Origin of the sequence: Leptospira limi, from assembly GCF_026151395.1 — a bacterium.
Taxonomy (GTDB): Bacteria; Spirochaetota; Leptospiria; order Leptospirales; family Leptospiraceae; genus Leptospira_A; species Leptospira_A limi.
The window spans coordinates 160,165-185,603 of sequence record NZ_JAMQPV010000002.1 but is presented as its reverse complement, the minus strand read 5'-3'; the positions used below and the strand labels follow the sequence as shown (position 1 = coordinate 185,603).

Here is a 25,439-nt window from a genome sequence, read left to right as displayed (position 1 = left end):
AGGTCTCTATAAATTTGAAAACAATTTCCAAAACAGTTTGGATACTCTCGCTTGTGAGTCTTTTTACAGATATCGCAAGCGAAATGTTATACCCAATTTTACCCATTTACCTAAAGTCCATTGGGTATTCGATCCTCTTCATTGGATTTTTGGAAGGGGTTGCTGAGTTTGTCGCTGGTTATAGTAAAGGGTACTTTGGCAATCTCTCGGATATCCAAGGAAAACGAGTTCCTTTTGTGCGTTTTGGTTATGCACTGAGTGCCATCTCCAAACCCTTGTTAGCCATTAGTCGATTGCCATACCTTGTCTTTTTTTCACGAACAATGGATCGGATTGGAAAGGGTGTTCGCACTGGAGCTCGGGACGCTTTATTATCAGAAGAAACCACATCTTCCTCAAAAGCACAGATTTTTGGATTCCACCGATCCTTTGATACACTTGGTGCTGTGATTGGCCCATGCATCGCTTTAATCTTTTTGGCAATCTACCCCAATCAATATGTATATTTGTTTTATTTGGCGGTTGTGCCGGGTTTCATTTCGATAGGACTTACTTTTTTATTAAAAGAGAAGGAAAACCAAACAAAACAAACGGGAAAAACAATTAGTTTGTTTTCCTATCTTTCGTATTGGAAACAGACAAATCCCAATTATCGAAAGTTAGTTTTTGGATTACTTGTATTTGCTTTGTGGAATAGTTCCGATGTTTTTTTGATCCTGAAAGCTAAAGAAGTGGGGCTCAGTGACACAGCAGTCATTGGGATTTATATTTTTTATAATTTAGTGTATGCTATTTTTGCTTATCCATTTGGTATATTGGCAGATCTTTTCGGACTCAAACGAATGTTTTTATTCGGAATTTTTATGTTTATCCTTGTGTATTGGATCATGGGTAGCTTTCAAACTCTTGCATGGATTGTATTTGCCTTTTTTTTATATGGTCTTTTTGCAAGTGCAACAGAAGGAATTGGAAAAGCTTGGATTAGTAACCTTGTGCCTTCCGAGGAAGTAGGGACTGCCATTGGAATGTTCACTGGGTTACAGAGTTTTGCTACTTTTTTTGCAAGTTTGATTGCTGGTTGGATTTGGTTTATGTTTGGAGCAGGAGTTACTTTTTTTGTAACAAGTACATTTGCACTATTGGTATGGATGTATCTCAAATTCATACCAATAAGTGAAAGATAGTATTCCTAATCCTTTAAATACTCAATCCGTTCGCGAATCGCTTCGTTAGATGGATTTTTCTTTGCTAAATCTTCTAGAAGTTTGATGGCCTGTGCTTTTTTCCCCATGATGTCCCAAAGGTCTGAAAGTTCTAGTGCTGGTCTTGGATCATTAGGAGATTTGGTTAGCAGTCCTAAATAAATTTCTTCTGCTTTTTCGAGGTCACCAATGAGTCGTAATGCGGCAGCTTTTCCGAGAAGTGCAAAATAATCGTCGCCACTCGCGAGAATTTTATTAAAACATTCGAGAGCTTTGTCATAGTTGCCAAGTCCTCTGAGAGAGTCCGCATAACGGTTGATAATGAGTTTGTTTTCAGGGTCAGACTCAAGGATTTTTTCCCAATGAGTGATTGCGGTTTTAAAATCTTTTTTCCCGCGGTAAGACTCGGCGAGACCATAGAGTGCAAAGAAGTTTTTTGGATCTAGATTTTTGGCACGTTCGTAATAAAGAATAGCTTTATCAAAATCCTTGATCTTACGGTAACTATTTCCAATTTCAGTTAGGATTTTAATATTATTTGGTTGGCTACTCAGAAGTTTTTCCCACCACAAAATTGCATCCGCATACCTTTGGCAGGCAAAATACAAATGCCCAAGTCCCACAATCACATATTGGTCGTTTGGATTAATTTGCAGAGCTTCCATATAATACACTTCAGATTCTTTGAAGTTTTTTAACTTCCTGTGGGCATCAGCAACTCTAGATAAAATACTTGCATCTGTGATTGTTATGTGGTGAAATTCTTCCGCAACTTCGATGATTCGTTTTAAACTATTGAGATCTCGGTAGGCATTCATAAGTCCCATAAGGGAAAACTTATTTGTGGTATCACCACTCAAACATTTTCGATAATATTGGATGGCTTGTTCTGGTTGTTTTGTTTTGGCATAATAATCGCCAAGTCCAACAAGCCCATAGGTATTGGAAGGATCTTCATCTATTAATATGTCTAATCGTTCTTTTGCTTCTTTGAAGCGACCTTGGTCGAGAAAACGATAAGCTTCTTTTGCAAGAGCTTTTATTTTTGTGAATTTTTCATCTTCTTGTGTTTTTTCAATCTCGGCGTTTTCCATTTTCTCTGTCCAATTTTCAGCATTCCTTTTTAGACAGTAAAAATCGACTCAAAAACGTGAGAACATTGACACCAGGCTCTTTTTTGCAGAAATGACAATGAGGGGGGATACGTATGACATCTACAACCGAAGCAATTACTGGCGGCCGGCTCATGGTCGAATTATTGGAAGAAGCGGGTGTTGAAATTGTCTTTGGTTACCCTGGTGGTGCCATTCTCCCTTTCTACGACGAACTTTATCATAGTAAAAAAATCAAACACATCCTTGTACGCCATGAACAAGGTGCCATCCACATGGCAGAAGGGTATGCTCGGTCCACAGGAAAGTTAGGTGTTTGTATTGCAACTTCTGGACCTGGAGCAACCAACTTGATCACTGGTCTGACTGATGCCAAAATGGACTCCATCCCCATTCTTGCCATCACAGGCCAGGTATCCACAGATGCCATTGGAACCGATGCTTTCCAAGAAGCAGATATTTTTGGAATCACAATCCCCATCACAAAATACAATGCACTGATCAAAAAGGCCGATGACCTGGCTCGTCATTTTGAAGAAGCCATTAAAATCGCAATGGGTGGTCGACCAGGCCCAGTATTACTTGATTTTCCAAAAGATGTACAATTGGAAAAAACTTCCGTACGAAAAGCTTCTGCTTTAAAAATTGCTCCTCACCATTATGAAAGACCAAAGGTAAAAGGGGATCCACAAGAATTTGCGGATGCTTTGAACCAAGCCAAACGCCCGTTACTCTATGTAGGTGGCGGTGCAATCAACTCTTTTGCTTCTGCGGAAATCAAAGCTCTTGCAGAAAAAGCAAATGCGCCTGTGACAACAACACTCATGGGACTGGGCGCCTTTCCTGGAACCCATCCTCTCTCGGTTGGGATGTTAGGTATGCATGGAACTGCCTATGCCAACAAAGCCGTGTTAGAATGTGATTATATCCTCAATTTGGGGGCTCGGTTTGATGACCGTGTTGCAAAATACCAAGACTTTGCACCTACTGCAGTGAGAGCCCATGTGGACATTGATGCTGCTGAGTTTAATAAACGTATTAATGTGGATCATATTTTACATGGTGATCTGAAAGATTCCATTCGTGAGATCCTTCCTTTTGTGAAAGGTGGAGACCGCGCGGAATGGATTTCCAGAATCCAAACTCTCAAACAAAATCACCCACTCGATTTTGACAACAGTGGTGAGAGTATCAAACCCCAAGATTTTTTGAACAGGGTATACACAAAAACAAAGGGTGAGGCCATTGTTTCTACAGATGTTGGCCAACACCAAATGTGGGCCGCACAGTATTATCTCTTTGATAAACCGAATACTTGGCTAACTTCTGGTGGACTCGGTACAATGGGATTTGGATTACCTGCTGCGATCGGTGCCAAATTTGGTAACCCAGATAAAACTGTGATTTGTGTGACAGGGGACGGATCCTTCCAAATGTGTATCCAAGAACTTGCAACTATCGCGCAATCCAAGTTAGGCGTTAAGATTTTACTTTTTAATAATAACTTTCTTGGTATGGTTCGCCAATGGCAGGAACTTTTTTATGAAGAACGTTTTAGTGAATCACAATGGTCTTATAATCCTAACTTTGTGAAACTTGCCGAAGCTTATGATATCCCAGCAATGAGGATTGAAAAAAAATCAGAGATCGATAAAGGGGTAGAGTTCTTTTTGAAAGACAGTGGTTCAGCACTCATTGAAGTGATGATCCCTGCAGAAGAAAAAGTTTTCCCTATGATCCCTGCTGGTAAATCACAACAAGATCTTATCGAATTCAAAGACTTGGGGAAATTGAAAAAATGAAACATACACTCAGTATATTAGTCAATAACCATCCAGGTGTCATGAGCCATGTCTCAGGTTTATTCACAAGACGTGGGTATAACATTGATTCAATTGCCGTAGGTGTTACCGATAACCCCGAAGTTTCTTCTATGACAATTGTTCTGAATGGGGATGATTTTGTAGTTGGTCAGGTGAAAAACCAATTATTAAAACTCCCTGATGTTTTAAGAGTACAAGATATGGCGTATGCGAGTTCTGTACAAAGAGAATTGGTTCTTGTTTCTTTTTCGATAACAGAAAGTAATCGAAGTGAAGCTCTTACAATTTGTAATGGATTTGATGTGAAAATTTTAGAAATGACAGAAGATTCCCTTCTCATTGAGTTTTCAGGAAATTCACGTCAGGTGAGTAATATCATCGCCGTTTTAAAACCATTTGGGATCCGAGAAATTTCAAGAACAGGCCAAATCGCCATCGCCTATCGAAACCAAAACGCTGTTTAGAATGCTCTTGACAGTGGTCTCATTTTAGACCAAAATTGGGGCAATTGAGATTTGTCCCTATGAAACGTACTCTTGTTTTCCTAATTTCTTTCCTCTTAGGTTCTTTCCTTTATTCTGATGCTGAGAGAAAACCTGTTCCTTTAAAACGTGGGAGTGGGGCAGATGTATTGTATTTTGATTTTGGAGAAACCGCACCAACGAGTTTTTTCCAATCTGAAAAGCTCCAAGAACCAAAACTGGAAGATTTGAAGTTAGGATTTTTGGACGCAGCCCCTGGGTATTATTCGGGACCTGATGGGGGAGAAGTCTACCAATGGGCCAAAAACCATTACCAATGGAAACGTGCTGATGGCAGTGTGTTTACAGAATGGCCTACAGGGATTTTTAAATTAGATTTTCCAACTGGGACTGGATTTGTTTTTGCTCCTGCGCCCAGTTCGTGTAATGGATGTTCGCCGACATTGGTATGGAATTATCCAGACAATACCAAAATCACAAAGTATTGGATTTCCCACCGAAAAGAATACGATACCATCTACCAAAAACCACTCGAGTTCCAAAATTATCTACTCGTGAATGAATCCCAGTTTGGAAAACCAAAGTTAGAAATAGGAAATCTTGTTTTTTATGGTTCTGATAAGTGGAACGAGTATTTACGTGTGTTTGGTGAAGAAGTCAAAACCAAAGCTCTATTTACTTTTTTAAAAAATGAATTTGGATTTGAAAATCGTGGGAAAATACCTGTCCTACTATTCGATGACTACCCAACTGCAAAAGAGTATGTAGGATTTGATCTCCCTGGTGCCAACCAAACAGAAATGGGACTTGGGGGTAGGGATGCCATTGTTTTATGTTGTGGCGAACAAATGCCTGAACGATCGAGCAATGCAAATTTTGATGCCGACTCACTGCGTCGGGTTAATTTTAGTATGGTTCTCCAAAAACTGACAAGAAACATTGAACAAGTATCTTGTTTAAAAACCATAGCGGAAACTGGAACCCAACCATCCCAAGAAATCCTTGACCCTTGGTTTGAAGAAGGATTGGCATCTTATACTGAATCTCGAATGAGTGACCGTAAACGTGTTTGGGTTTATGCGGAAACAGAAAAATTAATCCGAGAAAATAAGGCTCCCAAATCTTTTAAATCTTTGTTAGATGCCAAATACAAAGACAACATTCCTTATCTTTTTGGCGCCATTTTAGTGAAACACATCCATGATGTGTATGGAAAAGAAGCGATCACTTCTTACCAAAAAGAAACTTGTTTGGGGCTTGAGTCCACTCTCGCCTTACAAAAGATAACTGGTGTAAGTGCAGATTCTATTTTGAAAGAGAGTACAAAACGATTTGAATCAGACAAACTTCAGATTTTAAAAGATACAAAATCACTTTCACTTTCTGGGTATACAGTCATGAACCCACAATTTCCCAATGAATATTTATCCTTTTTAGAGAAAGGTTTTACTCTCAAAGAATCCGCAAAAGAGATCAAATCATATGATGAACTTCCTCACCTATACAAAATCTTCACTGCAAATGTGGAAGATTATACTGGGAAACGGGAAGGGGATTTTTTAGGACCCAAGGGAACTTATTTTTTCTTATGGAAAAAAGGGAATTACCGTTGGTTTGGAGATGGATGGGAAGCGAATGTATTTCCTGGAAACCAAATTGTATTCCGTGGATCCAATTACACGATTGTGGAATGGGAAAATGGAAAAAAACAATATGTGGCGCCAAGCGGAGATTCGGTGGTGTTCCCAAATCGAGAAACGGTGTTGTATCCAGACTGATATAAAAAAACCGATTTGGCGTTTGATTCCCAAATCGGTTTCTCTTCCAAAGGGACTAAACGATTAAATTCTAATGACCTTCTAACCAGCGTTCTGCTTCAAGTGCGGCCATACAACCACTACCAGCAGCCGTGATTGCTTGCCTGTACACTTTGTCCTGAACATCTCCTGCAGCAAATACACCTTCCACATTGGTTTGTGTGGTTCCTGGTTTTGTGATGATATAACCTGTTTCATCTAAATTCAATTGGCCTTTGAAAATTTCAGTATTGGGAACGTGTCCAATGGCATAAAAGAGTCCACCCACTTCTAAGTCTTTTTGGGATTTATCTTTTGTACTTTCGAGTACGATAGAAGTAAGACCACCAGCACCACCTTTTGCTTCCACAACTGTTTGGTTCCAGAGGATTTCAATTTTTGGGTGTTCCATGGCACGTTTTTGCATGATTTGGGATGCACGGAGTTGGTCACGTCTTACCACAAGATACACTTTGGAGGCAAATTTGGTTAGGTGATTTGCTTCTTCCACTGCGGAGTCCCCGCCACCAACAACTGCAAGAGCTTTGTTTCGGTAAATCGGAAGGGCACCGTCACAAACGGCACAAGCGGAAATCCCACGTTGCCAAAAAACATCTTCCCCTTTTACAAACATACGTTTGGCGGTTGCACCTGTCGCAATGATAATGGATTCTGCTTTGATTTCTTCGTCATCAGACCAAATGGTAAAAGGGCGTTTGGAAAAATCGACTTTGGTGATGGTTTGGGTGTGGATGGTGGTTCCATATTTTGCCGATTGTTCGCGGAAAAGTTGGGTGAGTTTGGTTCCATCGATCCCTTCTGGAAAACCAGGGAAATTTTCCACTTCTGTTGTGGTTGTGAGTTGTCCACCTGCGGCAACACCACCTGCCATAAATCCTTCATACATCACTGGGTTTAAATTGGCTCTCGCCGCGTAAATGGCTGCTGTGTGTCCTGCAGGTCCTGATCCAATGATGACAACTTTGTGGTTCATATTCTCTCCTAATCTGTATCTAGTTCGTTATTCTTTAGACTCGGTCTAAACGATTTGTGCCTATTTTGTTTCACACGCCCGCACCCAAGGTGCATAGTACGGGTCACCCGAAAGTGGGCTATTTTCTAAACTCTGGAGGTAGTCCTTTTGTTTGACCCCTCTCGTAAGACAGAGATAGGTAGCTTCAAAAAATTCCAAGGTTTCTTTTTTTCCTTGGAACCGAATTTCCTCTAAAATTTCCAGTGCTTCTTTTTCATACCCTGTGGTAAGATAGAGGCGGAAGAGTTCTCTTTGTACTTCTGTGTCGTCTTTTTTTTGTTTGTGGTATTTTTCCAAATAAAAGATGGCGGTGGCAATGGATTCCACACTGTCAGCAAGGAGAAGTCCCATCCGTTTGAGGACAGGGTCATACTCAGGATTTTCACGGAGCGAAAGTTCGTAATAATATAGAGCTTTTGTTTTTTCTCCTACCAATTCCCATTTTTTCCCTTCTTCAAAAAGAGTTCGTTCTTTTCGGCCGCAATTAACGACTAACAGGAAAGAAAGGATGAGTAAAAAAAAGGGAGTGATTCGATAAGACACATCTCCTTTTTTCCTGACATAGCCATTTGTGGCAAAAAAAATAATAAGTCTCTTTAAGCTTTTTGTCCGACTCTTTAAGTAACATAAGAGAGTAAAGATGGGTTCCAAATTGCCAGTTTCTCAAAATCAGCTTTTACAAACATTCCAAGAGTACTTGTCCGTAGAAAAAGGACTGAGCGATAATTCGATTTATTCCTACGGATACGACCTCAACAAGTTCGCCATCTTTTTGGAAAAAGAACATATCAACTTTTTAGAAGTAAAAGCAAACGACATCATGCGTTTTCTAGAAGAAGAAAGAGAACGTAAAATCTCTGCAAAAACTCTTGCAAGAGAAGTTGTCGCAATCCGTCAGTTTTATAAATACTTACGAGATGAAAAACGTCTCGATTCCAATCCAACAGAAAAAATTGAAACTCCTGAAGTTGCAAGAACCATCCCCGATTACCTCACACAAGCGGAAATTGAGGAACTGTTTAAGAATATCAAAGAGGACAATTTGTACGAACTTCGTGACAAATGTATCTTTGAATTACTTTACTCTTCTGGCCTTCGGATTTCAGAAGCATGTAATTTAAAAATGTCTGATATTGATATGGAAAATATGACTATTACTGTCGAAGGAAAAGGGGGAAGACAACGCCTCGTTCCTTTTGGTGAAAAGTCTTTGGAAATCCTGAAACGTTACCTCACAGAAAGTCGTACTGAAATTTTGAAAAAAAGAACCTGTGACTTTGTGTTTGTATCCAAAAAAGGATCGTATATCAATCGTAAGTCGGTTTGGAGACTTCTCAACCACTACATCAAAAGAACAAAAATTAAGAAAAAAGTCACTCCTCACACTCTACGTCACTCGTTTGCAACTCATCTACTTGAAAATCACGCAGACCTTAAATCCGTACAAGAGTTACTTGGTCATATCGATATTTCTACCACACAGATCTATACACATATGGCAAATAAAACTCTGAAGGAAGTTCATAAGAAATTCCATCCGAGAGGATAATGTCGAACCCCACGAAACATGCGGACTACGGAAAAGTAGTCCGTATCCAAATTCCCTCCAATCCCCGTTTTGTTTCCCATACTCGTAATTATTTTTTCAATTTATGTTTAGAACATGGATTCTCGCTATTTGATTCCATGGACTTAAAATTGGTCATTGGGGAAGCCATCACCAATATCATTCGTCACGCCTATTCCAGTCGCACAGACAAACCCATCTTTATCGAAATCCAATTTGATAAAGACAGAGTGGAAATCAAACTCCGCGATTATGGAAAAAAAGTAGAACCCAAAGATTTACGCAGTTTCGACGTGAGTGATTACAGAGAACATGGCATTGGGTTATTTATGATCCGCGAACTTACCGATTATTATTTTTTAGACCAATCCTTTGAGATTGGAAACCAGATGGTCCTCATCAAAAGAAAGTAACCTCCATTTTTCTCGACAACGGTTTCCCATTTGGAATTTTATCCGTATGGAAACAATTCACGCAACCACCATCCTCTCTGTTCGTAAAAATGGAAAAATTGCAGTAGGGGGAGATGGCCAAGTTTCGATGGGAAATACCGTCATGAAACATACAGCAAAAAAAGTACGTCGCCTTTACAATGGTAAGGTGATCGCTGGATTTGCTGGAAGTGCTGCCGATGCCTTCACTCTCTTTGAACTCTTTGAAAAAAAATTAATTGAACATGGTGGATCAGTTTCTCGTGCTGCGGTAGAACTTGCACGTGAATGGAGGATGGACCGCATGTTACGTAGACTTGAGGCACTCCTCATTGTTTGTGATGCCAATGAATCCTTTCTCATTTCAGGAACAGGGGATGTGATCTCACCAGATGATGGTGTACTTGCGATTGGATCTGGTGGTAATTTTGCCCTCAGTGCAGCAAGAGCCCTTGTGGAGAACACAGACTTAGATCCAAAAGAAATCATCACAAGAGCCATGAAGATCACCGCTGACATCTGTATTTATACAAACCACAATTTAGTGATCGAGGAATTATAATATGACACTCAAAACCATTTTAGCAGAAGTGGCAAACGATCCAAACAAAACAGAGGATCTCACACCGCGCCAAATTGTAGAGCGTTTGGATGAACACATCATTGGCCAAACAAAAGCAAAACGAGCAGTCGCAGTTGCCCTTCGCAATCGTTCCAGAAGGCGTAAATTAGAAGAATCATTACGAGAAGAAATTTACCCCAAAAACATCATTATGATTGGGCCTACAGGAGTTGGGAAAACAGAAATTGCTCGTCGTCTGTCAAAGTTATGTGGTGCTCCCTTTTTAAAAGTGGAAGCCACAAAATATACGGAAGTTGGGTATGTGGGTAGGGATGTCGAATCCATGGTGCGAGATTTGGCCATGGGCGCCTTAAACCTTGTGAAAGCAGAATTTCGAGACCGCGTGAAAGACAAAGCCGCAGAAAAAGCAGAAGAAATCATTTTAGATGTCATCCTTCCTCCTATCTTTCATAAAAAGGAATCCGAACTAAACCCTGAAGAAAAAGAACGTTTTGAGAGTTACAAGGAATCCAGAGAAAAGTTCCGCGACAAGTTACGAAAAGGTGTTTTAAACGAACAAGAAATCGAAATCGATATTCCGAAACAATCCTCTCAAACAGGTATGCCCATGTTGCAAGTGTTTGGTGCTGGGAATATGGAAGAGATGGACAACCAAATCCAAAACCTACTTGGGGATTTGATGCCAAAAAAATCAGGCAAACGAAAAGTGAAAGTTTCGGATGCACAGAAAATTTTGTTAGAATCAGAAGCAGAAAAACTCATTGATTCAGATAAAATCCAATCCGAAGCAGTGCGCCGAGTAGAAGAGATGGGGATTATCTTTCTGGATGAAATTGATAAAATTGCAGGACGAGAAGGGCGCCAAGGTGCCGACGTTTCGAGGGAAGGTGTTCAACGTGACCTGTTACCAATTGTTGAAGGATCAACTGTGAATACAAAACTTGGTCCAATCAAAACGGATCATATTTTGTTTATTGCCGCTGGTGCCTTCCACATGACAAAACCATCTGACCTAATCCCTGAGTTACAAGGAAGGTTTCCAATCCGTGTGGAATTGGAAACACTCACGGAGGGAGATTTTATCAAAATACTCACAACTCCTAAGTCTTCTCTCACCAAACAATACGAAGCACTTCTTGCCACTGAAGGTGTGAAGATTGAATACACGCAAGATGGAATTGCTGAAATTGCGAAACTTGCCTTCCAAATGAATGAAAAAAATGAAAACATTGGTGCAAGAAGGCTTAATACCATCATGGAAAAATTATTGGAAGACACAAGTTTTGAAGCCCCCGATTTACCAGAGGACAAAAAACATGTGGTGATCAATGAAGAATATGTGTCGAACAAACTCAAAGGAATCATCGAGGACAAAGACCTCAGTCGATTTATCTTATAATAAGAGTTACCCGTTCGAATCCTCGTACAGAATTCCCTACTAGGATGGCCTCTGCATTCAGTAAGTCATCTTTGGATGTGGGTTTAACCTTCACCCAATTTTTTTGGAGAAGCCTTTCTCGAAAGACCCCAGGAAGGCCACCTGTGTCTAAGGATGGTGTGTACCACTTTCCCTTTTCTTTGTAAAATAGGTTACGGATTGTTGTTTCCAGCACTCTACCATCCTTGTCAAAAAGGATACAATCATCGATCCCTAATCCTTTACAATCTTCTGTTAGTTGGTTGTAAACACTGCGGTTTGTTGTTTTGTGATATAAAAATACATCATCTGAATTGATGGGTTCTTTTGCAAAACCCAAAGAGATGGAAGCTCGGATCGATCGTTTTGGAAGAGAAGTTGATTCCCAATGGAAGTTACCTTCTTCATCGAGTAAGAGACGAATCCTCACCTTTCCTGTTACTTCTGTTTCGATCTTATGGAAAGTATCTTCTAACTTTGTTTTGGAAAATGAAAATCCAAACCGTTTTGCTGTACTTTCAATTCGATTCCCATGATGTTCTTTTAAGAATATTTTTCCATTCGACAGTTTCAAAGTTTCCAAGATTTGAAAATTAGGTGGGATGGGACTTGTCAGTACTTTTAGTTTAGAGAGGCATTCTTCATATTCTTCTTTGGGTGTGGATAATACTGTAACTCCACTTCCAATTCCATATACTGCATTATGAGTTTCGCCAATTGAATCTGTTTCTAGCGTACGAATTGTAACACTAGCACGGATCCAAGGAACATGGTTTGTTTCCTCTGATGTAAAAAAAACACCTGTATAAACTCCTCTGTTCCCAACCTCTAAAGAACGTAAAAGTTCATAGGAATTCCGTTTGGGAGCACCAATCACGGAACCTGATGGGAACAAGGAAGAGAGGACTGTATTCCAAGAAAATGGTTTGTCTAATTTTGCCGTAACTTTGGAAACCATTTGCCAAACAGTACTGAGCCCTCGGATCGAAAAAAGTTCTTCCACTTCGACAGTCCCTTGTTTGGCAATTCTTCCTAGATCATTCCGATACAAATCTGTGATCATTACATTCTCGGCTCTTTCCTTTTCAGAAGTTTGGAGGTGCAAAAAATTCTTTTGATCATCTTCTCTTGTATTCCCTCTTACAATGGTTCCTTTCATGGGTTCGGTGGTGATGATTTCACCTTGAACTTCAAAAAAAAGTTCGGGTGAGAGGGAAACAATGGTTTTGTTTTTCCTTTCGTAAGGATAGAATACTGAAAATTTTGTTTTTTGTTTTGCCTTCAGGTTTTGGTAGAATGAAAACAAATCACCGTTTATCTGAAGTTCGACGGGAAAACACAAATTTAATTCATAACTTTCCCCAAGTTTCAGATATTCTAAAGTTTTGTTCCATTGTTTTGTATATTCGTCTTTTGTCCATTTCGGTTTGGGATTTGAAATGGAAACTGATGTTTCAACCTTCGGATGCGGATTTTTATATTTAAATCTTTTTTTGTTTTGGAAGATGGTGATATGAAGGAGAGAAGTTCCTTCCTTTAAGGGAGAAGATTCTAAATCCAATCCTTCTATGAAGTGATACCCAAGTTCATAATTGAGGATCCCACAAGGGTAATTTCCTTTTTTTCTTTCTAAATCCAATCGATCGAATACAGATTGGATTTGTCCTTTTAGGTTTTGGTTTCGATATAATTTAACTTGAATCTCTTCAATGGGATCAAAGTAATGATCGGATATTGTATAACCAGGTTCTGTTACACAATCTTCGAAGAGAAGGCCACCTAAGTTTCGGTAGTTCTCTTCGAATTGTATCCAAGGAATGGATTCGATAAGGATTAAAACTCCATTTTTTGGAGTGCTTCGAGTGGATAATTCAAATAGACTGTTGTAGTTTTTTTACTCGTTTGGATATCAAAACACTCTAAAGGATCAAGTCCCAAGTTGTAAAAACCTTCATCAATCATTGCAATTCCAAAACCGGCACTTTCTTTTTCATCTAAAAAGTCAGGGCGAAAAAACTCAGCACTATTGCCTTGTTTTGCAAGTTCTGCGTGACGTTCTCTACTTTTTCGAATCCTGTTTAAGTCCATACCCATAATCGGAGAATCGTTACGAATTCGAATGTAAACTGAGTTGGGACGGATTTCGATTTTCATTGAAATCTTTAGATCATACTTCTTTACTTTTTCTTTAACAATTGTTAGGAAGTTTTTTTCATCCTCGTTAAGATTATGTTTTTTCGTTCTCTTTTTGTCAGAAAGCGTTAGAATTTTTTGAACCACTTTTTTGATTTTATCGGGCACAATGTAACGTTGCATTGCATCTCTGAGTGGTTCCGTTTCTAAAATGATATCAAGTAACTCCTCTGCTTCTTCTTCCGGAGTTTGGCCTTGGGCTTTCAGTTTGTTTAAGAGTTCATCTTGGAAAATGACAAATCTTGTATTTGCTTTTACCGCATTGAGTAGGGCTTCCATGAGTCCACTAAAGAGGTGAAAAGAGGTGAGAGGGTTTGCACCCACGCGGTTTAAAATTCCTTGGACCACTTCGTTTACGATATCACGTGTCGATTTGGTTAGACCTTTTAATTCAAAATGGAAATAATCCTTTTGGATGAGGTGGTCTAAGTTTTCAAGGATTTCTGTGCCTTTGTATTTGATTTTCTCGTTTGCCATTGAGGTTCGCTAAACTTTTATGTATAAAAAACGGGAAAACAAGGTTTTGTAAACCAGTTTTCCGACCGAGGGAGCAGGTTTGTTTGTATATGAAAGAATTCCTTCTTAAAACTCCTGATTTAGGTGACACTGAAAAAATCGAACTCGTCCGTTGGTTATGCAAAGAAGGCCAATCTGTGAAGGAAGGGGACGAAGTGATCGAACTTGTGACAGATAAAGCCGCATTTCCTGTCGAATCCCCTTATTCTGGTACATTGAAAAAAATCATCATGGAACAAGGATCGGTGGTGAAAAAAGGAGATATCCTTGGAATCATGGATATTAACGAATGAAAATCCTTCATATCTCCGATTTACATTTCCCGAAAAAACTCTCATTGTTTTCACTTCGTGGGAAAGCCATTGTCGGATACCTCAATTACCATGTGAGGAGAAGGTCAAAACACCCGGTAGTTCTAATTGCAGCCATGGTGGACACCATCAAAAGTTTAGAATATGATGCACTTGTTATCTCTGGTGACCTAACAAACGTTTCACATCCAAGTGAATTCCAAAACGCAAAAGACATCTTAAAACCGATCTTAACGGACAAAACGTTCTTGATTCCAGGAAACCATGACCGTTACCAAAAAAGAGCCATGGGACCAAATCCTTTATTTGAGAAGGCATTTGCAGAATGGATGGGTGAGTCAGTTAGCCCCAATCATTATTTACGCACCAAACGGATTGCAGGAAAATTATTTGTAGGTTGGGATTCCAATTTAGCCATTCCTAGGATCACAGCAAACGGATATGTGGCTAAAGAAGTGGTCGAACAAACAGTGAAACTCTCTGAAGGACCATATGTACTTGTAGGACACCACCCACTTTGGAATCCCAAAACAGAAGTGGAATCTGCTTCCCACCGAATGTCCAACCGAAAGGATGTGGTGGATGGATTACAAACCAATCCTCCCGAATTGTACTTACATGGCCATACTCATACCAATTGGGTGAAACTTCCTGGGAAAGAAACTCCCTTCACCATTGTGAACTCAGCATCCAGTACACGGCTTTCCGATTCCAAACATGAGTGTGGATTCCATTTGATCGAACTGGGAAAACAAACTCATTACCGTCGTTTCATCTATTCAGATAATAAATTTACAGAGACAAATCCCATTCTTTACGAAGAGACAGAGGGAGTCGTCTAAAGGACATACCATGGCAAATTCTAAAATTGATTTAACAACCATCCAACGACAACTCATGCAAGTGAAACACCCCGAACTCAAAAAAGACATTGTGAGTCTCGGAATGGTGGCTAAAGTCACTCCCACTGATGATGGAATTGAAATCCTCATCAAAACTCCGAATGCTGACCGCCGATTGCAAATTGGACTCGAAGCACAAACAAGACAGTTGATTTCCAAAATTGAAGGTGCTGGTAAAGTAAAGATTAAGTTTGAAGTCGACCAAAACTTAAAGATGGAAGACGGAAACAGAATCTTCGGTGTAAAAAAAGTCATCGCTGTTGGATCTGGAAAAGGGGGAGTGGGGAAATCTACTGTCACTGCAAACTTAGCGAGTACTTTAGCACGTAACGGAAAGAAGGTGGGGATTTTGGATGCCGACATCTATGGTCCATCCCTAGGTAAGATGTTTGGAATCAATGGCCGAGTGGCATTAAAATCCGAAGAAGATAAAATTTACCCAATTGAAAAACATGGAATTAAACTGATTTCCTTTTCCTTCCTTGTCACAGAAGACCAACCAGTGGTTTGGCGTGGACCAATGCTTGGAAAGGCCATTGAACAGTTCTTATACGATGTTGTATGGGGGGAGTTAGATTACCTCTTTATAGATTTACCTCCAGGCACTGGGGATGTTCAGTTATCCCTTGCCCAACTCATTGACCTGGATGGCGCTGTCATTGTCACCACTCCACAAGAAGTAGCAGTGTTAGACGCAGGTCGTGCTGCCGCCATGTTCAAACAGGTAAAAGTACCAATCCTTGGGATCGTGGAAAACATGTCTGGGTTTGCTTGTCCAAAATGTGGCCATGTGACCGATGTATTTTCCAAAGGAGGAGGGGAAAAACTTTCCAAACAAGTCGGAGTTCCGGAACTTGGTGCAGTCCCTCTCACACTTGATGTCATGAGTTCGGGAGAAGCCGGGAAACCTGCCTTACTTGACGCAAAAGACTCACCTTTACAACAGGCGTATTTTAAGATTGCAAAGAATTTAGAAGAACAAATTGCCAATTGGGAAGATTAAAAAATCACTTGTGTCTTCCTGCACATTTCTTAGTCTAAAGGATACACTATGAATTTTGAACGCGGTTCCAAACCAAATCCAACCGGGAATTTAATCGCATACTGCCATGTATTCGGAGAAAATCCGATTGCACCAGGTGGAAAAATCATAGCCTCCAATGTGGTGGTGAGTTTCTTAAAAATAGGAGACAACTACCCTGTGGTGACCTTTCCACCTGTAGCACTGCCATCCAAAGAGGAGCTCATGAAGATCCTCTCGGACAATATCCATTTGTATGATGTGGTACAACTTCCAGATTTCCAAATGCCAGAAAACAAAGAAATGGCAAACCAATACATCCAAGAACGAATGGAACAATTCAATTCCATGGTGATGAGGTATGTGGAATTCTGTAAGGCAAAAGAAAAGAAAACCCAGACCACAAATCTTAGTGACCAGTTGGATCCTGCGAGCGAACCACTCGAAACCTTAGCCAATCTTTCGATTGAGTTTCGAAATACATCGGGAATTGCCAGAGAAGCAACAAGGCTTAAAATGGAACGAATCGTGGATTACTTCCATACCAACCATCCAACACTCGACATTGATAATTTTAAAAAAGCTTTGTCGGTTCCAGGAAAGGTAGGGGATGAACTCGTTGGCCTTTACATCCAAAAATTCAATGCAATCCAAATTGAAAATTATGAAACGGCTTCTGATCTGAGAAAACGCATTTTAGAGATCGAAGAATCTACGGCTACGTAAGACAGTCGTTAGGTTCCGATTCAGCAGAAAGATTCAAACTCTTCTTTCATAGGAGGGTTTATTTCTTAGGATACTGTCTTTAACTGATATCTTTCACAAATCTCTAAGGCATCGGCCGAAAACCATTCCAATTTCCAAGCTAAGAGTAACACTGTCATGGCACTTACCTTCCCAGTTTCCCCTGAAAAGAATGTTTCGCTTAAAAAACGAATGGAGGCACTTGGAATCAGCGAATCTGATTTAAAAGAACAATTTGTAAAGGCGAGTGGAAAAGGGGGGCAAAACGTCAATAAGGTGGCAACCGCCGTTGTGTTACTTCATATCCCTACAAGGAAACAAGTAAAGTGTTCGATCTACCGCACCCAAGGACTCAATCGTTATAAAGCACGTGACCTACTTTGTTTGGAAGTCGAAAAAGAACGTACTCCAGAAAAATTTCGTGAGAAACTTGGTGCCATCCGCAAACAAAAAGAAAAACAAAAGAAACGAGCAGCGGAAAAGTATAAACATAACAGTTCAGAAAATAGCGAAACCGAAGATTGAACTGGAATTTGTCGGCTACCTGCTCATAAAAAAAGGCCTTGGATATGTATCCCAAGGCCTTCTTCGGGTATTGGCCTCTTCGGATCACCGACGAGACCAAAGTTGAAATGTGCGAAAGATTTACATCATGCCGCCCATTCCTCCCATACCACCCATTCCTCCCATGCCGCCCATTCCAGCACCAGCAGCATCTTTCGGCTCCGGTTTGTCTGTAATGGTCACTTCAGTGGTGAGAATCATCGCACCAATCGAAGCTGCATTTTGAAGGGCAGAACGAACTACTTTCGCAGGGTCAACAACACCAGCTTTGATAAGGTCTTCCCAAACCATAGTGAGTGCGTTAAATCCTTCGTTTCCTTTTTTCGCACGAGCTTGTTCCACAATCACAGATCCTTCAAGACCTGCATTGGAAGTGATCATACGAATAGGCTCTTCTAATGCACGTAAGATGATGTTTGCACCTGTTTGTTCGTCGCCAGAAAGTTTTAATCCTTTCACTGCGTCTTGTGCACGTAGTAGTGTGAGTCCACCACCAGGAACAATTCCTTCTTCCACAGCAGCACGAGTTGCAGAAAGAGCATCTTCTACACGAGCTTTTTTCTCTTTCATTTCTACTTCAGTTGCAGCACCAACGTGGATCACTGCAACACCACCAGCAAGTTTTGCAAGGCGTTCTTGGAGTTTTTCACGATCGTAATCTGAAGTTGTGTCTTCGATTTGTTTTTTAATTTGGTTCACTCGGCCTTGGATGTCTTTAGAAGCACCAGCACCTTCTATAATGGTTGTGTTTTCTTTGTCCACTACCACTTTTTTAGCGCGACCTAACATCTTCACATCAGCATTTTCAAGTTTCATTCCAAGGTCTTCAGAAATTACTTGTCCACCAGTGAGGATTGCGATGTCTTCAAGCATAGCTTTTCTTCTGTCACCAAACCCTGGAGCTTTTACAGCCACACATTGGATGGTTTTACGAAGTGTGTTGACAACGATTGTTGCAAGAGCTTCACCTTCTACTTCTTCAGCGATGATAACGAGTGGTCTTCCCGCTTGTGCAATTTTTTCAAGCACTGGGAGAAGGTCTTTCATCGAAGCAATTTTTTTGTCGTAAATTAAGATGAATGGATCGTTAAAAGTAGCGATCATTGCTTCTGGATCTGTCACCATATATGGAGACACATATCCACGATCAAATTGCATACCTTCTACGATATCAAGAGTGGTTTCAATTGATTTTGCTTCATCAACAGTGATCACACCTTCTTTACCCACTTTGTCAAACGCTTGTGCAATGAGGTTACCGATTTCTGGATCATTGTTTGCAGAGATAGTTGCAACGTTTGCGTATTCTGCTTTGCTATTGATTTTAATTGCGTGTTTTTTAATTTCTTCTACAGCGGCAAGAACTGCTTTGTCAATCCCGTGTTTAAGAGCCATTGGGTTTGCACCCGCAGTCACGTTTTTCAAACCTTCATTGATGATGGCTTGTGCAAGGATAGTTGCAGTTGTTGTTCCGTCTCCAGCAATGTCGTTCGTTTTGGTGGATACTTCTTTCACCATTTGAGCGCCCATGTTTTCAATTGCATCTTCTAATTCGATTTCTTTTGCAACCGTTACACCGTCTTTCGTGATGGTAGGAGATCCAAATTTTTTGTCGATGACTACGTTACGGCCTTTTGGTCCAAGAGTCACCTTTACTGCGTTAGCGAGTTTGTTTACTCCGCTAAGAAGTTTTCTACGTGCTGTTTCATCAAATTCTATTGTTTTAGCCATGATTCTTTCCTTTTAGATTTAGTTTGTCACTACAGCGAGGATGTCGCTTTCACGGATGATGAGTAATTCTTTTCCGCCTTGTTTGATTTCAGTTCCTGAATACTTTCCGTAAAGAACTGTGTCTCCTACCTTTACTTCTAAAGGAACGAGTTTACCGTCTTCGTAACGGCCTTGTCCCACAGCGATGACTTTGCCTTCTTGTGGTTTTTCTTTGGCTGTGTCTGGTACGATGATGGATCCGATTTTTTCTTCCGACTCATTCTTTGGCTCTACGACTACTCGGTCGCCTAAAGGTTTGATTGATGCCATGAGTAACTCCTTGTATGCAATCTACTTATTAATACTAAGTTTAGCACCTTTCGAAAAAGAGTGCTAAACTCCAGTACCATAGAATGTTTATAGGAAAAAGAGGTCAAGCACTTTCAAGTGAAGAGTGCTAAAAAAGGATTAGAATCCAAATAACCCAGTTTTTTTCCGTTTGGAACCCCGTTTGGGTGTGACCCCAAGCATTCCGAGAAGACCCCTTGTGACTTCTTTTGCCACTGTCCTTCCCACTTCTCTGGCAAGTGGGTTTTTGGAGAGGGTTTCCACAAAACTTGGGTCTTCCTTTTCCTGGGCACGTTTGGACTTGGGTTTTTTCGTTCCTGCTTCTTCTTCCGCTGTTTCTGTTTCAGAAGCAATGGTTTCCATTTTTTTCGTGAGGATCTCGAGGGCACTTTCGCGGTCGAGAGAGGTTTCGTATTTTTTGACCAAATCGGATTCCCCAATCAATTTTTCTAGTTCCTTGGGGGTTAAAGTCCCCATCCGAGATTTCGGTGGTGAAAGCAATGTGTGAACCAGAGGTGTGGGGGAGCCTTTTGTACTGAGAGCGGTGATAAAAGCTTCACCAATTCCAAGTTCCGTGATCACTTCTTTGGTATCATAAAAGTCGGTTTCGGGATAATTTTCTGCGGCAGTTTTGATCGCCTTGCGGTCGTTTGCTGTGAACGCACGGAGAGCATGTTGTATTTTAAGTCCAAGTTGCCCTAAAATTTCTTTTGGTAAATCAGTTGGTGACTGTGTACAAAAGATAATCCCAACTCCCTTGGAACGGATGAGTCGTACCATGGTTTCGAGTTGTTTCAGAAGATCACTCGAAGCTTCATCAAAAACCAAATGTGCTTCATCGATAAATAAAACTAGTTTCGGTTTCTCTAAATCTCCTTCTTCTGGAAAGTTTGCATAAATCTCAGTGAGAAGAGATAACATAAACGTCGAAAAAAGTCGGGGTTTTGTTTGGATGTCTGTCAGGCGGACAATCGAAATTTTTCCTTTTTTTGATTCAGTTTTTAATAGGTCTTCTACATCAAAAGAAGGTTCACCAAAAAAATCCTCTCCACCTTGGCTTTCCAAGTCCATTAACTTACGTAAGATGATGGAGACACTTTGAGAAGAAACAGTTCCATATTCTTTTTCTAATTCTTCTTTCCCTTCGTCGTTGATGTATTGAAGGGCTTTTTTAAAATCTTTGAGGTCAAGGATTGGTAATCCCAAATCATCACAGTATTTAAACACTAACGAGACAACACTACTTTGTGTTTCGTTGAGTTCTAAAATCCGAGAGAGTAAAATGGGACCAAATTCAGCAACAGTTGCTCGTAGTCTCACCCCTGGTTCTTTGGAGATGGACAAAAATTCTACTGGGTAAGCACTCGGTTTCCAATCCACGCCTAATAATTTTGTACGTTCTTTGATTTTATCATTTTCTTCCCCTTCGGCTCCAAGACCAGAAAGGTCACCTTTGATGTCCATAAGCACCACTGGCACACCCACATCCGAAAGTGATTCCGTCAGGAGTTGTAAGGTTTTTGTTTTCCCTGTACCTGTTGCACCAGCGATCAGACCATGGCGGTTTAAAGTCGAAAGGGGGATTTGTACTTTGGCCAGAGGGAAGGTGTCCCCATCATATTTCCCACAACCAAGGAACAAGGATCCGTCACTTGGGTATCCTTCCTCGATTTTTTTTGTAAATGCATCAGATTGTTTGGCCATTTGTTCCCTCGAAAATCCACTAGTTCAACTGGTTTCCCACCGAAGTCAATGTTTTCTAGTTTAGGAAATCGAGGTAGTTGTCCGTGGGGAACTTGGTTCGTTGCCACAAATTTCTCGTAGTAATCCTAATATGATTTGAGTTTTTCCAAAATCTTTCTACTCTTTGGATGTGGAACGGATTCTCACAACCAAACGAGTTAATGTACTTTTCGTATTTTTTCTTTTATTACCTTTTGTCCAATGTAACCGTGGAATTCCCTCTCTAGCGTCGGCCAAAACCATCCAAAATGGAGTTTTGGATCTCACGAAAGAAGATCTGAATGCCTTGGATCCTTTTCCTCTGGCAGGTGAGTGGCATGCCTATCCTGGTGAATTGCCAGAATCAGAAGCCGAGTTTAAGGCACTCGACCAAAAATCACCCCTAACACTAGCAGTCCCTGGGTATTGGGTGAACCAAAACCTTCCTGCTCATGGAGTTGTTACCTATCGACTCAAATTACAAGTAAAAGAGCCAATGAACTTAATGGTATATTTACGAGAAGCTTCTTCTGCGTACAAATTGTACTATTACAACCAGGAACGTGGCCTTGTTTTGTTAGGTTCTGCTGGCAAAGTTGCCAAATCAAAAGAGGAATCGATTGGTTATTATTTGGAAACGAGTCGATCCTTTCGAGCGACACCTTCTACTGTATTGTATTTACAAATCTCGAATTATTTATATTCCCGAGGGGGACCTTATTATTCTCCCATCCTAGGAGAAGTGGGAAAAACAAATTTATACCTTCGGTTCAAAGAAAGAAAAAAATCTTTTTTCTTTGGTGTCTTTTTAATTCTATTTGTAAGTCATTTGTTTTTATACATCCATCGAAGTAAAAATAAGTCTACACTTTGGTTTTCTCTACTTTGTTTCTCTTGGATGATTCGAATCCTACTCTTTGAACGAGTATCTAGGGATTGGTTTATTGGAAGTGACTTTCTTGAGATGTTACAAATTCGATTGGAATATTTGGCTTTCTGTGGAATCCAAATATTCAGTTTACTCTTTTTTTACCAAATCCAACTTCATTTTGTTCCTGAAAAATTCAAACGGTATTTACTCTTTCCCATCGTCATTCAAATCCTTGTCATCTTAACAACACCGTACGCTGTGTACACAAAATTACTTGTGTTTAGTCAAGTTTATATGACGATTATCTTGATTTTTGCGTTGGTTGCGGCGATTCGTTCTACATTGGAGCGTGAATCACGTTATATAGGCATTTATATCACCGTGGGAACATTGGTGATCTTAGCTGCTACCATTTATGATTCCATTGTGTTTTTCAAACGATGGGACCTACCTCTTGTCACAGATCTTGGTTTTGGCTTTTTTTGTGTGTGTCTTTCCATTGTGATTTCCAAACAAAATGCACATACTTGGGAAACAGCAGAATACCTCACTCTTAATTTACGAAAAGAAGTGGAGTGGAAAACCCTCGAACTTAAAAAAGAAAAGGAAAAAGCTGAAAAAACAGGAGAATTAAAGGATAAATTTATCTCCATTGTTTCTCACGACATCCGGTCTCCTCTTTTTGGAATCTCTTCTGTCGTCAATTTACTCACCGAATCACCACCATCCCTTTCTCCAGAGAGAGCAAAGCAGGTATTAGGTGAGGCATCAACCGGTCTTAAAAATATCTTGAGTATGGTGGAAGAACTCATCAAATACTCAAGGTTCCAAAATGCTGCTGTTTTCCCAGATTACCAACTGTTTGACTTCCGCCAAATCACAGACCAACTCATTGAACGTGTCCAAGAAATGGCAAAACCCAAAAACATCTCTGTCATCACTCATATGGAAGATTCCTCGATAGGGATAGGGGATCCGAACCTGATTGAACATTTGATTTGGAACCTTCTCACCAATGCAGTCAAATTCACAAAAGAATCAGGATCGGTAGAAGTTTCCCTTACCGAATCCAATAAACATTGGAGTTTAAAAGTTACAGACACAGGCATCGGAATGCCAAATTATTGGACCGAACATGTGTTAGATGAAGGGTTTCTATTTGTTCGTAAAGGAACTGCTGACGAAATGGGAGCAGGGGTTGGTCTTGCATTTTGTCGGGAAGTGGCTGATCGCCATGGTGCTCGTTTGGTTGTCCAATCAGAAGAAGAGAAAGGCACTTCTGTCGAACTCTTACTTCCTAATTTTGAAAAAATTGTCCTCATCTTAGATGACAATCCAGGTTACAGAAAACAAATCAGAAAGGTTTTAAAAGACCTGCCATGTATTGTATGGGAAGAAGAATACCCTGATCATGCTTTGTATTCGGTCTCACGACTCAAACCTGATCTCATCATTGTGGATTTTTCGATGCCAGAAAAAACGGGGATCGATTTTTTAAGAGATTTGTATTCGAATCCTGAGATGGAAGAAATTAGATCCTTACTTGTATCGAGTTCCCACACAGATCCAAATACAGGTACTAAATTAGAAGCTGAAGTGATTGCACTAGGGGGAGATGCTTTTTTAACCAAAACATCTCCTGATGCAAAATTGGTCGAGATCGTCAAACGACTCCTCGACCTTTGATGGCTAGATTAACATCTGTTCTTTGGCACGTCCAATGAGTTCGGCAACGGTTTTTGCGTTAAAACGATCTTTGAGGCGTCCTACATGGTATTCCACGGTTCGTTTGGAAAGGCCAATTTCCGTTCCAATTTCTTGGTAGGTTTTACCATGCCCAAGAAGGGTTAAGATTTGTTTTTCCTTTTTATTGGCTACCTTCCCGTCTTGAGGTTTGCGATTGAAACTGAGTTTTAAGTTTTTGCTATAAACTGTTTTTCCAGCCGCGATTTCATTCAGGTTTTTGGTAAGGCTACTCAAATCATCACTTTTTAAAAGGTATCCATCTACCCCAGCTTCAATGGCCGAATGGACAATGGGTTGTTCATCGAGCATGGTAAGGGTGACAACTTTTAATTGTGGTAAATCTTTTTTCCAATCCTTCACCATATTGAGAACATTTTCTCCAGGAATGCGAAGGTCGAGTAAGACAAAATCCGGTTTGGTTTCCGAAAGCAGGCCAATTATTTGCGACGAATGTTCCGCTTCGCCAACCACTTCAAAATCGTTCGAAGCATTCACTACATGTTTAACTCCAACCCGGGTCACAGCATGGTCTTCAACGAGTAATACCTTCTTTTTAGATGTCATAAATTTCCCTTTATCTGGATCTAGGATTCTGTTTTCTTCCTAGCGTTTCCCCCTAGTAGACGAGGAGAACTGGAAATATTAGTACTATTCCGTCTCATTTGTCCAGAAAAAATCATGGGTCTTTCTACTTAATTTTCTCTTGCAAAAACAGGAAGTTTCCCCCATGTTCAGAAAGATCCTAGGAGAATGAATGAATACTAAAGTAGAGAGTCTCAAAAAAATATATCTCTTCCAAAAGTTAAACCAAGATGAACTATTACATATCGCTGAAAAGATTCGGGAAGTCCACCTACCTCCTAGAAATGTTTTGTACGACATGGGCGAAGATGCTGAATCTATGTACATTGTGAAGTATGGAACTTTACAAATCTCTACTTCTACAAGCCATGGGGACGATGTGAACCTCATCACTCTCGGAGAAGGGGATCACTTTGGAGAATTGCCATTTTTTGATGATGAAAAACGGTCTGCCAAAGTCGAAGCCAAAGAAAATTCCGAACTTTACGAACTTCGTTACGCTGATTTACATGATATGTTTTCCAAAAATAAGGAAATGGAACTTAAATTTTACAAAGAAGTCACCCATTACTACATCCGAAGGCTGCGAAAACTAACGCACGATTTGGCGTACGCAAGGGAACTACGCAAACGATTTGCGTAAAACCTTGTCTTAGAGACAAAATGATACTAAATTAGTATTTTTTATTGCGCACATTCGAAAAAACCTTTTCCATTCCTCAGTTTCTTCCTATTACAGCTAAGGAATGGGTTTCGCAAACCG

24 protein-coding genes are annotated in these 25,439 nt (G+C 40.2%); 15 read left to right on the top strand and 9 right to left on the bottom strand.

The window, feature by feature from the left end:
• The first annotated feature begins 14 nt into the window (after positions 1 to 14).
• Positions 15 to 1,184 (top strand): MFS transporter, encoded by a 1,170-nt coding sequence (locus ND812_RS14430; RefSeq protein WP_265376094.1) that lies wholly within the window; start codon positions 15 to 17, stop codon positions 1,182 to 1,184.
• Between the two features lie 5 nt (positions 1,185 to 1,189).
• Here the strand turns inward: ND812_RS14430 and ND812_RS14425 are convergent, their stop codons facing one another.
• On the bottom strand, positions 1,190 to 2,296 hold the full coding sequence (locus tag ND812_RS14425) for a tetratricopeptide repeat protein (RefSeq protein ID WP_100727461.1): 1,107 nt from the start codon (positions 2,294 to 2,296) through the stop codon (positions 1,190 to 1,192).
• 113 nt (positions 2,297 to 2,409) lie between these two features.
• Here ND812_RS14425 and ilvB point away from each other — a divergent pair, with 113 nt between their 5' ends.
• The 3 genes from ilvB to ND812_RS14410 are packed head-to-tail and all read left to right on the top strand — an operon-like array spanning position 2,410 to position 6,397.
• Positions 2,410 to 4,116, top strand: coding sequence for a biosynthetic-type acetolactate synthase large subunit (gene ilvB / locus ND812_RS14420; protein WP_265357401.1), 1,707 nt, complete (start codon positions 2,410 to 2,412; stop codon positions 4,114 to 4,116).
• Positions 4,113 to 4,601 carry an acetolactate synthase small subunit gene (ilvN, locus tag ND812_RS14415; RefSeq protein WP_100728324.1) on the top strand — a complete coding sequence of 163 codons (489 nt, stop codon included), beginning with the start codon at positions 4,113 to 4,115 and terminating at the stop codon, positions 4,599 to 4,601. Before ilvB ends, ilvN begins: the two co-directional genes overlap by 4 nt.
• 59 nt (positions 4,602 to 4,660) lie before the next feature.
• The gene (locus tag ND812_RS14410) at positions 4,661 to 6,397 is read left to right on the top strand and encodes a peptidase MA family protein (RefSeq protein ID WP_265376093.1); all 1,737 of its coding nucleotides are present in this window, start codon (positions 4,661 to 4,663) and stop codon (positions 6,395 to 6,397) included.
• A gap of 70 nt (positions 6,398 to 6,467) precedes the next feature.
• Here the strand turns inward: ND812_RS14410 and trxB are convergent, their stop codons facing one another.
• Both trxB and ND812_RS14400 read right to left on the bottom strand, forming a co-directional pair.
• Positions 6,468 to 7,409 carry a thioredoxin-disulfide reductase gene (gene trxB / locus ND812_RS14405; protein ID WP_108958807.1) on the bottom strand — a complete coding sequence of 314 codons (942 nt, stop codon included), beginning with the start codon at positions 7,407 to 7,409 and terminating at the stop codon, positions 6,468 to 6,470.
• Positions 7,410 to 7,469: 60 nt separating this feature from the next.
• Positions 7,470 to 7,991 (bottom strand): tetratricopeptide repeat protein, encoded by a 522-nt coding sequence (locus ND812_RS14400; RefSeq protein ID WP_265357405.1) that lies wholly within the window; start codon positions 7,989 to 7,991, stop codon positions 7,470 to 7,472.
• A 97-nt stretch (positions 7,992 to 8,088) separates the two neighbouring features.
• On the opposite strand from ND812_RS14400, the gene xerD reads away from it, so the two are divergent.
• Genes xerD through hslU form a run of 4 tightly spaced genes read left to right on the top strand, consistent with a single transcriptional unit; the run spans position 8,089 to position 11,428 of the window.
• Positions 8,089 to 8,997, top strand: coding sequence for a site-specific tyrosine recombinase XerD (gene xerD, locus ND812_RS14395; protein ID WP_100727467.1), 909 nt, complete (start codon positions 8,089 to 8,091; stop codon positions 8,995 to 8,997).
• Entirely contained in the window at positions 8,997 to 9,428 is a 432-nt protein-coding gene (locus tag ND812_RS14390) for an ATP-binding protein (protein WP_108958805.1), read from the top strand. The genes xerD and ND812_RS14390 overlap by 1 nt, the downstream gene beginning before the upstream one ends.
• 46 nt (positions 9,429 to 9,474) lie before the next feature.
• The gene (hslV, locus tag ND812_RS14385) at positions 9,475 to 10,008 is read left to right on the top strand and encodes an ATP-dependent protease subunit HslV (RefSeq protein ID WP_100727469.1); all 534 of its coding nucleotides are present in this window, start codon (positions 9,475 to 9,477) and stop codon (positions 10,006 to 10,008) included.
• Position 10,009: 1 nt separating this feature from the next.
• Positions 10,010 to 11,428, top strand: coding sequence for an ATP-dependent protease ATPase subunit HslU (gene hslU / locus ND812_RS14380; protein WP_265376092.1), 1,419 nt, complete (start codon positions 10,010 to 10,012; stop codon positions 11,426 to 11,428).
• Here hslU and ND812_RS14375 read toward each other — a convergent pair.
• Together ND812_RS14375 and ND812_RS14370 are read right to left on the bottom strand one after the other, a co-directional pair.
• A complete protein-coding gene (locus tag ND812_RS14375) occupies positions 11,418 to 13,085 on the bottom strand; it encodes a bifunctional anthranilate synthase component I family protein/class IV aminotransferase (RefSeq protein ID WP_322113697.1) in 1,668 nt (555 codons plus the stop codon). The genes hslU and ND812_RS14375 overlap by 11 nt on opposite strands.
• Positions 13,086 to 13,279: 194 nt before the next feature.
• Positions 13,280 to 14,116, bottom strand: a complete 837-nt coding sequence (locus ND812_RS14370) for a hypothetical protein (RefSeq protein ID WP_265376091.1) — start codon at positions 14,114 to 14,116, stop codon at positions 13,280 to 13,282.
• A gap of 89 nt (positions 14,117 to 14,205) precedes the next feature.
• Here ND812_RS14370 and ND812_RS14365 point away from each other — a divergent pair, with 89 nt between their 5' ends.
• The 5 genes from ND812_RS14365 to ND812_RS14345 all read left to right on the top strand — a co-directional run bounded on the left by ND812_RS14365 (position 14,206) and on the right by ND812_RS14345 (position 17,658).
• On the top strand, positions 14,206 to 14,448 hold the full coding sequence (locus ND812_RS14365; protein WP_100727473.1) for a biotin/lipoyl-containing protein: 243 nt from the start codon (positions 14,206 to 14,208) through the stop codon (positions 14,446 to 14,448).
• Complete coding sequence (locus ND812_RS14360) at positions 14,445 to 15,308, top strand: metallophosphoesterase family protein (protein ID WP_265357409.1); 864 nt, start codon at positions 14,445 to 14,447, stop codon at positions 15,306 to 15,308. Before ND812_RS14365 ends, ND812_RS14360 begins: the two co-directional genes overlap by 4 nt.
• 10 nt (positions 15,309 to 15,318) lie before the next feature.
• Entirely contained in the window at positions 15,319 to 16,371 is a 1,053-nt protein-coding gene (locus tag ND812_RS14355) for an Mrp/NBP35 family ATP-binding protein (RefSeq protein WP_265376090.1), read from the top strand.
• A gap of 48 nt (positions 16,372 to 16,419) precedes the next feature.
• Positions 16,420 to 17,115 carry a hypothetical protein gene (locus ND812_RS14350; protein WP_265376089.1) on the top strand — a complete coding sequence of 232 codons (696 nt, stop codon included), beginning with the start codon at positions 16,420 to 16,422 and terminating at the stop codon, positions 17,113 to 17,115.
• A gap of 156 nt (positions 17,116 to 17,271) precedes the next feature.
• Positions 17,272 to 17,658 (top strand): peptide chain release factor family protein, encoded by a 387-nt coding sequence (locus tag ND812_RS14345; protein ID WP_265376088.1) that lies wholly within the window; start codon positions 17,272 to 17,274, stop codon positions 17,656 to 17,658.
• 120 nt (positions 17,659 to 17,778) lie between these two features.
• On the opposite strand, the gene groL is transcribed toward ND812_RS14345, so the two are convergent.
• The 3 genes from groL to ND812_RS14330 form a co-directional block, all read right to left on the bottom strand.
• The gene (gene groL / locus ND812_RS14340; RefSeq protein WP_265376087.1) at positions 17,779 to 19,428 is read right to left on the bottom strand and encodes a chaperonin GroEL; all 1,650 of its coding nucleotides are present in this window, start codon (positions 19,426 to 19,428) and stop codon (positions 17,779 to 17,781) included.
• 18 nt (positions 19,429 to 19,446) lie between these two features.
• The gene (gene groES / locus ND812_RS14335; protein WP_265376086.1) at positions 19,447 to 19,737 is read right to left on the bottom strand and encodes a co-chaperone GroES; all 291 of its coding nucleotides are present in this window, start codon (positions 19,735 to 19,737) and stop codon (positions 19,447 to 19,449) included.
• 138 nt (positions 19,738 to 19,875) lie between these two features.
• A complete protein-coding gene (locus tag ND812_RS14330; RefSeq protein ID WP_265376085.1) occupies positions 19,876 to 21,459 on the bottom strand; it encodes a helicase HerA-like domain-containing protein in 1,584 nt (527 codons plus the stop codon).
• Positions 21,460 to 21,637: 178 nt separating this feature from the next.
• Between ND812_RS14330 and ND812_RS14325 the strand changes: the two genes are divergently transcribed.
• Positions 21,638 to 24,034: a hybrid sensor histidine kinase/response regulator gene (locus tag ND812_RS14325; RefSeq protein ID WP_322113701.1), complete on the top strand. Its 2,397-nt coding sequence runs from the start codon at positions 21,638 to 21,640 to the stop codon at positions 24,032 to 24,034.
• Positions 24,035 to 24,037: 3 nt separating this feature from the next.
• Here the strand turns inward: ND812_RS14325 and ND812_RS14320 are convergent, their stop codons facing one another.
• Positions 24,038 to 24,658, bottom strand: a complete 621-nt coding sequence (locus ND812_RS14320; RefSeq protein ID WP_265376083.1) for a response regulator transcription factor — start codon at positions 24,656 to 24,658, stop codon at positions 24,038 to 24,040.
• Between the two features lie 190 nt (positions 24,659 to 24,848).
• Between ND812_RS14320 and ND812_RS14315 the strand changes: the two genes are divergently transcribed.
• The gene (locus ND812_RS14315) at positions 24,849 to 25,319 is read left to right on the top strand and encodes a cyclic nucleotide-binding domain-containing protein (RefSeq protein WP_100744621.1); all 471 of its coding nucleotides are present in this window, start codon (positions 24,849 to 24,851) and stop codon (positions 25,317 to 25,319) included.
• Positions 25,320 to 25,439: the final 120 nt, after the last annotated feature.

Coding starts and splice junctions, on each gene's coding strand:
- ND812_RS14425 (WP_100727461.1), bottom strand. CDS start 2,296: ATGGAAAACGCCGAGATTGAAAAAACACAAGAAGATGAAAAATTCACA.
- ilvB (WP_265357401.1), top strand. CDS start 2,410: ATGACATCTACAACCGAAGCAATTACTGGCGGCCGGCTCATGGTCGAA.
- ilvN (WP_100728324.1), top strand. CDS start 4,113: ATGAAACATACACTCAGTATATTAGTCAATAACCATCCAGGTGTCATG.
- ND812_RS14410 (WP_265376093.1), top strand. CDS start 4,661: ATGAAACGTACTCTTGTTTTCCTAATTTCTTTCCTCTTAGGTTCTTTC.
- trxB (WP_108958807.1), bottom strand. CDS start 7,409: ATGAACCACAAAGTTGTCATCATTGGATCAGGACCTGCAGGACACACA.
- xerD (WP_100727467.1), top strand. CDS start 8,089: ATGGGTTCCAAATTGCCAGTTTCTCAAAATCAGCTTTTACAAACATTC.
- ND812_RS14390 (WP_108958805.1), top strand. CDS start 8,997: ATGTCGAACCCCACGAAACATGCGGACTACGGAAAAGTAGTCCGTATC.
- hslV (WP_100727469.1), top strand. CDS start 9,475: ATGGAAACAATTCACGCAACCACCATCCTCTCTGTTCGTAAAAATGGA.
- hslU (WP_265376092.1), top strand. CDS start 10,010: ATGACACTCAAAACCATTTTAGCAGAAGTGGCAAACGATCCAAACAAA.
- ND812_RS14370 (WP_265376091.1), bottom strand. CDS start 14,116: ATGGCAAACGAGAAAATCAAATACAAAGGCACAGAAATCCTTGAAAAC.
- ND812_RS14365 (WP_100727473.1), top strand. CDS start 14,206: ATGAAAGAATTCCTTCTTAAAACTCCTGATTTAGGTGACACTGAAAAA.
- ND812_RS14360 (WP_265357409.1), top strand. CDS start 14,445: ATGAAAATCCTTCATATCTCCGATTTACATTTCCCGAAAAAACTCTCA.
- ND812_RS14355 (WP_265376090.1), top strand. CDS start 15,319: ATGGCAAATTCTAAAATTGATTTAACAACCATCCAACGACAACTCATG.
- ND812_RS14350 (WP_265376089.1), top strand. CDS start 16,420: ATGAATTTTGAACGCGGTTCCAAACCAAATCCAACCGGGAATTTAATC.
- ND812_RS14345 (WP_265376088.1), top strand. CDS start 17,272: ATGGCACTTACCTTCCCAGTTTCCCCTGAAAAGAATGTTTCGCTTAAA.
- groL (WP_265376087.1), bottom strand. CDS start 19,428: ATGGCTAAAACAATAGAATTTGATGAAACAGCACGTAGAAAACTTCTT.
- groES (WP_265376086.1), bottom strand. CDS start 19,737: ATGGCATCAATCAAACCTTTAGGCGACCGAGTAGTCGTAGAGCCAAAG.
- ND812_RS14330 (WP_265376085.1), bottom strand. CDS start 21,459: ATGGCCAAACAATCTGATGCATTTACAAAAAAAATCGAGGAAGGATAC.
- ND812_RS14320 (WP_265376083.1), bottom strand. CDS start 24,658: ATGACATCTAAAAAGAAGGTATTACTCGTTGAAGACCATGCTGTGACC.
- ND812_RS14315 (WP_100744621.1), top strand. CDS start 24,849: ATGAATACTAAAGTAGAGAGTCTCAAAAAAATATATCTCTTCCAAAAG.